1 protein-coding gene is annotated in these 248 nt (G+C 43.5%); it reads right to left on the reverse strand.

Annotated elements, in window-relative coordinates:
• Positions 1-248, reverse strand: a 248-nt coding sequence (locus AAEY79_RS15970) for a DNA gyrase subunit A (protein ID WP_352289659.1), incomplete at both ends; no start/stop codon positions are given.

The raw sequence follows: 248 nt of genomic DNA on the forward strand, positions 1-248 counted from the left end.
GTGTGATAAGCATCGATAATGCCTTTGCGACCGTTTATTGAAGCTGCCGTTGGAAAATCTGGACCTGGAATGTATTCCATTAACTGTTCAATCGATAAACTTGGATCTTCGATTAACGCCAAACAGCCTTTCACTACTTCTGTTAAGTTGTGAGGTGGAATGTTAGTGGCCATACCGACCGCAATACCTGATGAACCATTGATTAATAAGTTCGGTACGCGTGTTGGTAACACCGCAGGGATCATCTC

The organism is Psychrobacter sp. GW64-MNA-CIBAN-0177, assembly GCF_040309585.1.
Lineage (GTDB): Bacteria > Pseudomonadota > Gammaproteobacteria > Pseudomonadales > Moraxellaceae > Psychrobacter > Psychrobacter okhotskensis.